The following is a 6,727-nucleotide window of genomic DNA, read 5'->3' as shown; positions in this document are numbered from 1 at the left end:
AGCCGCTGGCGGTTCCGTTTCTCGCGCATCCGCCACGGAGCGGGGTCCTTTTTTGTTTGTCTCTGGGCCTCGCCGCCGGCCGCTCGCCCCACCCCCACGGCAGGTTCAGAAGACCACGACGTCCCGCAGGTAGGTGGCGACCCGGCGCAGTTGCTGGGCCTCCGGCACCGGGCTGGTCATGCGGAGCACGAGCTGCCGGTCGACGACACCGTCCCCGCTGCGGAAGTAGGCGACGACGACCAGGGCGTGCCGCTGCTCGCCGTCGGCGTTGATGAGCGCCTCGGCGTAGGTGGCGTACTGCCCGCTGCGGATCCACCGCGCGCCCCACGCCTCCTCGCTCATCCGCATCGTGGTCTGGCGTTGCTCGTCACACGGCTCAGGGCAGTTCCGAACGATCAGCTCACCACCGATCGGCGACCCCCCGGAGGCTGTCATGCCGCAGTTGTACTTGACGAACCCCTCGGCCTGACCGGCAAGTGTGCAGGACCAGCCCATCGGAACCTTCACCGGGAACCCGAGCCCTTCGAGGCCGGTCAGCGTCCGCACGTTGTCCCGTTCGGTGAACCCCGGCCACTGTGCCGGCCACTTGCCTCCGTGCGGCGGCTCGATTCCCGGCGACTGTGGCGGGGCGGTAGGCATCGGTGGCGATTCGGCGGTGGCGGTGGCGTTCAGGTCGGCCGGGTTGTCGTCGTCAGCCCGGCCGGCCCAGGCGACGAGGCCGCCCCCGCCCGCCAGCACCACCAGTACCAGCGCTGCGGCTCCGACCCAGAGGCCGGTCCGCCGTTTGGGCGGTGCGGAGGGGGTGATGCGACGCACTGGCGAGGCGAACAGGTCGGCGTTCGTCGGACCGTGGCTGTAGGTGTCGGGTGGTGCCGAGTTCACCGGCGCGGGAGGTGCCGACATCACCGGGGCGGGTGGCGCCGACGTCACCTCGGCCGGCGAAATGGGTACGCCGGAGATCGGGTGCGGGATCGCGGACACCAACTTGCCGGGGACGGGACCTGTCTGCACTGCCCACGGGGCCTGCGGCACAGCGGAGACCGGCTGCGGCGGGCTCGACACGGGCGGGGCGGACACCGACGGCGGGGCGGACGTGGGCGGCGCAGCCGTCGGAGCGGGGGTGTATTCGACGCCGAGGGCCCGGAACAGCTTTTCGGCCCCGGCACCCGCCTCGGCCGGGTACGCCACCCAGGGGGCGTCGGCCGAGAAGTCGGCGTACGTGTAGGCCGGCCCACCCGGAGCCTGCGCCAGCGAATCGGCGACTCCGGCAAAGGACTCGCGCCAGCCTGGCGCTGCGGCCACAGTGGCGTCGAGCACCGCCACTGTGACGAACCGGCCCTGCTCGTCGATCGCGGCCCACGCCTTCCCCACCGGAGACCCGCCGAGCGCGTGGGTGAACCTGTAGGGGCCTTCCGGCTGCATGCGCACTCCTCCGTTGTACCGCCGTGCGGATAGTACCGGCCATTCGCACACCTGACCCTCCTCGGCCGGCATCCGCCGGTGATCGAGCCACTACTTGCTTCGTGAAAGTTTTCATGCATACAGTCGCGGAGTGAATGACGGAGCGGTCCAGGCGTCGGCCGAACAGGTGTTCAACCTGTTCGACGGCGTACGGCTCACCCCGACCCAGCGTCGGATCGCGCACTGTCTCGTGCAGCACGCCCCGGCCGTGGCGTACCTCTCCGCGGCCGAGGTCGCCGAACTGGCCGGGGTCAGCCAACCCTCGGTCACCCGGTTCGCCGTCGCGCTCGGCCATGACGGCTATCCGGCGCTGCGCCGCCGGCTGCGCGACCTCACCAGCACGACACCCGGCGGGCCGACGGACGCCGGCAACGAGCTCCAGCAGGCGGTACGCGCCGAGATGGGCAACCTGGACCGGCTGGCCGGTCAGCTCGCCGACACCGACCGGATCGCCGAGACCGGCCGGCTGCTCGCGACCAGCCGCCCGCTGCCGGTGCTCGGCCTGCGCGCCGCCGCGCCGCTGGCCGCGTACTTCGCCTACTTCGCCGCCAAGGTGCACCCGGACGTACGGGTACTCGACGACGGCGGCAGCCTGCTCACCGACCGCCTGGAGCAGGCCGCCGAGGCCGGGGCGTCCGCCGTGCTCGCCTTCGTGCTGCCCCGCTACCCCCGGGAGACCCTGGACGCGCTGCGCGACGCGCGTGCCGTCGGGCTGACCGTCGTGGCGATCACCGACTCGCCGGTCAGCCCGGCCGCCGAACACTCCGACGTGCTGCTGCCGGCCGCCGTCGGCGCCCAGCTCGTCTTCGACCTGCACACCGCCCCGATGACCCTGGCCATGGTGCTGTTGCAGGCGATCTGCGACGCCGCGCCGGCCGACACCCAACGCCGTCTGGAGGCGTTCGAAGCCTCCGCGGCCCGCCGACAGTTGTTCCTCGGTTGACCGGAGGAGACCGCAGATGACCCAGCCCATCCGTGCCGCACGGGGCAGCCAGCTCACCACCCGCGGGTGGCAGCAGGAGGCCGCCCTGCGGATGCTGATGAACAACCTCGACCCGGAGGTGGCCGAACGCCCCGACGACCTGGTCGTCTACGGCGGCACCGGCAAGGCGGCGCGGGACTGGCCGTCGTACCACGCGTTGGTCCGTACGCTGACCGACCTGCGCGAGGACGAGACGATGCTGGTGCAGTCGGGCCGCCCGGTCGGGGTCATGCGCACCCACGAGTGGGCACCCCGGGTGCTGCTGGCCAACTCGAACCTGGTCGGTGACTGGGCGACCTGGCCGGAGTTCCGCCGCCTCGAACAGCTCGGCCTGACCATGTACGGGCAGATGACCGCCGGCTCGTGGATCTACATCGGCACCCAGGGCATCCTCCAGGGCACCTACGAGACGTTCGCGGCCGTGGCCGCCAAGAAGTTCGGTGGCTCCCTGGCCGGCACGCTGACCCTGACCGCCGGCTGCGGCGGGATGGGTGGCGCCCAGCCGCTCGCGGTCACCATGAACGACGGTGTCTGCCTGATCGTCGACGTGGACCGCACCCGCCTCGACCGCCGGGTCCACGACCGCTACCTGGACGAGGTCGCCGACTCCCTGGACGACGCGGTGCAGCGGGTGCTGGCCGCGAAGCGGGACCGGCGCGCTCTCTCCGTGGGCGTGGTCGGCAACGCCGCCGAGGTGTTCCCCGAGCTGCTCAGCCGGGGCGTCGAGATCGACATCGTGACCGACCAGACCAGTGCGCACGACCCGCTGTCGTACCTGCCGGTGGGGGTGGAGCTGGCGGACGCCCGCGACTACGCGACGGCGAAGCCGGCCGAGTTCACCGACCGGGCGCGGGCGTCGATGGCGAGGCACGTCGAGGCGATGGTCGGCTTCCTCGACGCCGGCGCCGAGGTGTTCGACTACGGCAACTCGATCCGGGGCGAGGCGCAGCTCGCCGGCTACCAGCGCGCCTTCGACTTCCCCGGCTTCGTGCCGGCCTACATCCGGCCACTGTTCGCCGAGGGCAAGGGCCCGTTCCGGTGGGCGGCGCTCTCCGGCGACCCGGCGGACATCGCCGCCACCGACCGGGCCATCCTGGAACTGTTCCCCGAGAACGAATCGCTGGCCCGGTGGATCCGGCTGGCCGGGGAACGAGTTGCTTTCCAGGGCCTGCCGGCGCGGATCTGCTGGCTCGGCTACGGCGAGCGGGACAGGGCGGGTGTGCGGTTCAACGAGATGGTCGCCTCCGGTGAACTCTCCGCCCCACTCGTCATCGGTCGGGACCACCTGGACGCGGGCAGCGTCGCCAGCCCGTACCGGGAGACCGAGGCGATGGCCGACGGCTCCGACGCGATCGCCGACTGGCCGCTGCTCAACGCCCTGGTCAACACGGCCAGCGGTGCCTCCTGGGTGTCCATCCACCACGGCGGTGGGGTGGGCATCGGCCGGTCGATCCACGCCGGGCAGGTCTGCGTGGCCGACGGCACCGCACTCGCGGGGCAGAAGATCGAGCGGGTGCTCACCAACGACCCGGCGATGGGCGTCATCCGGCACGTCGACGCCGGCTACGACAGCGCCCGCGAAGTCGCCGAGCGCACCGGGGTCCGGGTGCCGATGGCCGAGGGTGGCAACTCGTGACGGACCACCTTCCCGGCCGGTTCCGGGCGTTGTGGGACGAGATCACGCCGGTCGGACGGGACGCCGGCAGCGGCGGCTACCTGCGCTACGCGTTGACCGAGCCGGAGCAGGAGCTGCGGTCCTGGTTCCGTGCGCAGGCACAGCGGCGGGGCCTGCCGGTCACCGAGGACGGCAACGGCAACCTGTTCGCCCACTGGGGCGACCCCGAGGGCTCCGACGCGGTGCTGACCGGCAGCCACTTCGACTCGGTGCCGCACGGCGGGGCGTACGACGGGCCGCTCGGCATCGTCAGCGCGTTCCTGGCCGTGGACGAGCTACGCGCCGCCGGCGTCACCCCCGTCCGACCGCTGGTGCTGGGCGCGTTCGTCGAGGAGGAAGGCGCCCGTTTCGGCGTACCCTGTCTGGGGTCGCGGCTGCTCACCGGCGCGCTGGCGGCCGACCGCGCGGCCGGCCTGCGTGACGCGGCCGGGGTGAGCTTCGCCGACGCGCTCGGCGCCCGGCCGGCGGGCGCCCGACCGGAGCTGCTGGGCCGGTTCGGCGCCTTCGTGGAACTGCACGTCGAGCAGGGCCGCGCGCTGATCGACACGGACGCGCCGGTCGGTGTGGCCAGCGCGATCTGGCCGCACGGCCGCTGGCGCTTCGAAGTGGTCGGCGAGGGCAACCACGCGGGTACGACCCGGATGGCCGACCGCCGCGACCCGATGCTCACCTACGCGTTCACGGTGCTGGCGGCCAACAAGGAGGCCCGGCTGCGCGGCGCGCACGCCACCGTGGGCCGGGTCGCCGTCGAGCCCAACGCCACCAACGCCATTCCGTCGAGGGTGACCGGCTGGCTGGACGCCCGCGCCGCCGACCCGGAGACCCTGGCCGGGCTGGTCGACGCGGTCCGGGGCAAGCTCGCCGAGCGGGCCCGCCGCGACGGTACGGAGGTGACCGTCACCGAGGAGTCGGTGACCCCGCTTGTCGCCTTCGACGGCGGGCTGGCCGGACGTATGGCCGCGCTGCTCGACGCGCCGGTGCTGCCGACCGGTGCGGGGCACGACGCCGGGGTGCTCGCCGCGCACCTGCCCACCGCGATGCTCTTCGTGCGCAACCCGACCGGGGTGTCGCACTCCCCCGCCGAGGCCGCGACCGACGACGACTGCGCCGCCGGGGTGCGCGCGCTGGCCCGCGTGCTGGAGGAGCTGACATGCCGCTGACCCCGACCCGCTGGCTCGCCGAGTACGCCTGGCTGCCCAATCTCGCCCAGCCCACGCCCGACGTGCTCATCGAGACGGACGCAGGGGTGATCACCGGTGTGACCGCGTTGGCCGCGCCCGGTCGGCCGAGCGCCGGTGTGGACGTGTACGCCGACGCGGTGCCGCTGCCCGGCCTGACCCTGCCCGGCCTCGCGAACGTGCACTCGCACGCCTTCCACCGGGCTCTGCGCGGGCGTACCCACGGCGGCCGGGGCGACTTCTTCAGCTGGCGGGACCGGATGTACGCGGTGGCGGACCGGCTGGACCCGGACACCTACCTGGCGCTGGCCCGCGCCGTCTACGCCGAGATGGCCCTCGCGGGGATCACCTGCGTCGGCGAGTTCCACTACCTGCACCATCGACCCGACGGCGGCGCGTACGACGACCCGAACGCGATGGGCGCGGCGCTTGTCGAGGCCGCCGCGCACGCCGGTATCCGGCTCACCCTGCTGGACGCCTGCTACCTGAGCGCCGGGGTGGACGGCCGGCCGCTCGCGGGGCCGCAGCGGCGCTTCGGCGACGGCGACGCGGCCCGCTGGGCGCAGCGGGTGTCGGCGTTCCAGCCGGCGGACTCGCACGCCCGGTTGGGCGCGGCCGTGCACTCGGTGCGGGCGGTCCCGGCCGAGCAGTTGCGTACGGTCGCCGACTGGGCCCGGGAGCGGCGCGCACCGCTGCACGTACACCTCTCCGAGCAGCCCGCCGAGAACGACGAGTGCCGGGCCGTGCACGGGCGTACGCCCACCGCGCTGCTCGCCGAGCACGGCGTGCTCGGGCCGGACACCACAGCCGTGCACGCCACCCACCCGACCAGCGGCGACCTGACGCTGCTCGCCGACGGCCGGACCGGGGTGTGCCTCTGCCCCACCACCGAACGCGACCTCGCCGACGGCATCGGCCCGGCCCGGCGGATGGCCGACGCGGGGATCCGGCTGAGCCTGGGCAGCGACAGCCACGCCGTGATCGACCTGTTCGAGGAGGCCCGGGCGGTGGAGCTGGACGAGCGGCTGCGCACCCGCCGCCGCGGCCACTTCACGCCGGCGGGCCTGCTGACCATGGCGACCGCCGCCGGGCACGCGGCGCTGGGCTGGGCCGACGCCGGGCGGATCGCCGTGGGCGCCCGCGCCGACCTGGTCACGGTACGACTCGACAGCGCCCGCACCGCCGGGGTGCCGCCGGTGGGGACGTTCTTCGCGGCCGGGGCGGCCGACGTCGACCAGGTCGTGGTGGACGGCCGCGTGGTGGTGGCCGAGGGCCGCCACCTGAGCGTCGACGTGCCGGCCGAACTGTCGGCGTCGATCGAGGCGGTGATCCGGTCATGAGCGCTCTGCTGGTCGACAACATCGGCGAGCTGGTCACCAACGGCGTCGGCGAGGGCCCGCTGGGCATCCGCCGCAAGGCGGCCGTGCTGGT

The 6,727-nt window shown here is 73.7% G+C and carries 5 protein-coding genes; 4 read left to right on the top strand and 1 reads right to left on the bottom strand.

Annotated elements, in window-relative coordinates; genetic code table 11:
• Nucleotides 1–105 precede the first annotated feature (105 nt).
• Nucleotides 106–1,422, bottom strand: coding sequence for a hypothetical protein (locus AB0J68_RS23695; protein WP_363940504.1), 1,317 nt, complete (start codon nt 1,420–1,422; stop codon nt 106–108).
• A gap of 130 nt (nt 1,423–1,552) precedes the next feature.
• Here AB0J68_RS23695 and AB0J68_RS23690 point away from each other — a divergent pair, with 130 nt between their 5' ends.
• Genes AB0J68_RS23690 through AB0J68_RS23675 form a run of 4 tightly spaced genes read left to right on the top strand, consistent with a single transcriptional unit; the run spans nt 1,553 to nt 6,636 of the window.
• The gene (locus tag AB0J68_RS23690) at nt 1,553–2,404 is read left to right on the top strand and encodes a MurR/RpiR family transcriptional regulator (RefSeq protein WP_354855140.1); all 852 of its coding nucleotides are present in this window, start codon (nt 1,553–1,555) and stop codon (nt 2,402–2,404) included.
• A gap of 16 nt (nt 2,405–2,420) precedes the next feature.
• The gene (hutU, locus tag AB0J68_RS23685; RefSeq protein ID WP_363940503.1) at nt 2,421–4,079 is read left to right on the top strand and encodes a urocanate hydratase; all 1,659 of its coding nucleotides are present in this window, start codon (nt 2,421–2,423) and stop codon (nt 4,077–4,079) included.
• Nucleotides 4,076–5,278, top strand: a complete 1,203-nt coding sequence (locus AB0J68_RS23680) for an allantoate amidohydrolase (protein ID WP_363940502.1) — start codon at nt 4,076–4,078, stop codon at nt 5,276–5,278. Before hutU ends, AB0J68_RS23680 begins: the two co-directional genes overlap by 4 nt.
• The gene (locus AB0J68_RS23675) at nt 5,269–6,636 is read left to right on the top strand and encodes a formimidoylglutamate deiminase (RefSeq protein ID WP_363940501.1); all 1,368 of its coding nucleotides are present in this window, start codon (nt 5,269–5,271) and stop codon (nt 6,634–6,636) included. The genes AB0J68_RS23680 and AB0J68_RS23675 overlap by 10 nt, the downstream gene beginning before the upstream one ends.
• The last annotated feature ends 91 nt before the right edge of the window (nt 6,637–6,727 follow it).

This window comes from Micromonospora sp. NPDC049580, from assembly GCF_040675595.1.
Taxonomy (GTDB): domain Bacteria; phylum Actinomycetota; class Actinomycetes; order Mycobacteriales; family Micromonosporaceae; genus Micromonospora.
The sequence above is the reverse complement of the archived record's forward strand: the minus strand, read 5'-3'. Positions and strand labels throughout refer to the sequence as shown.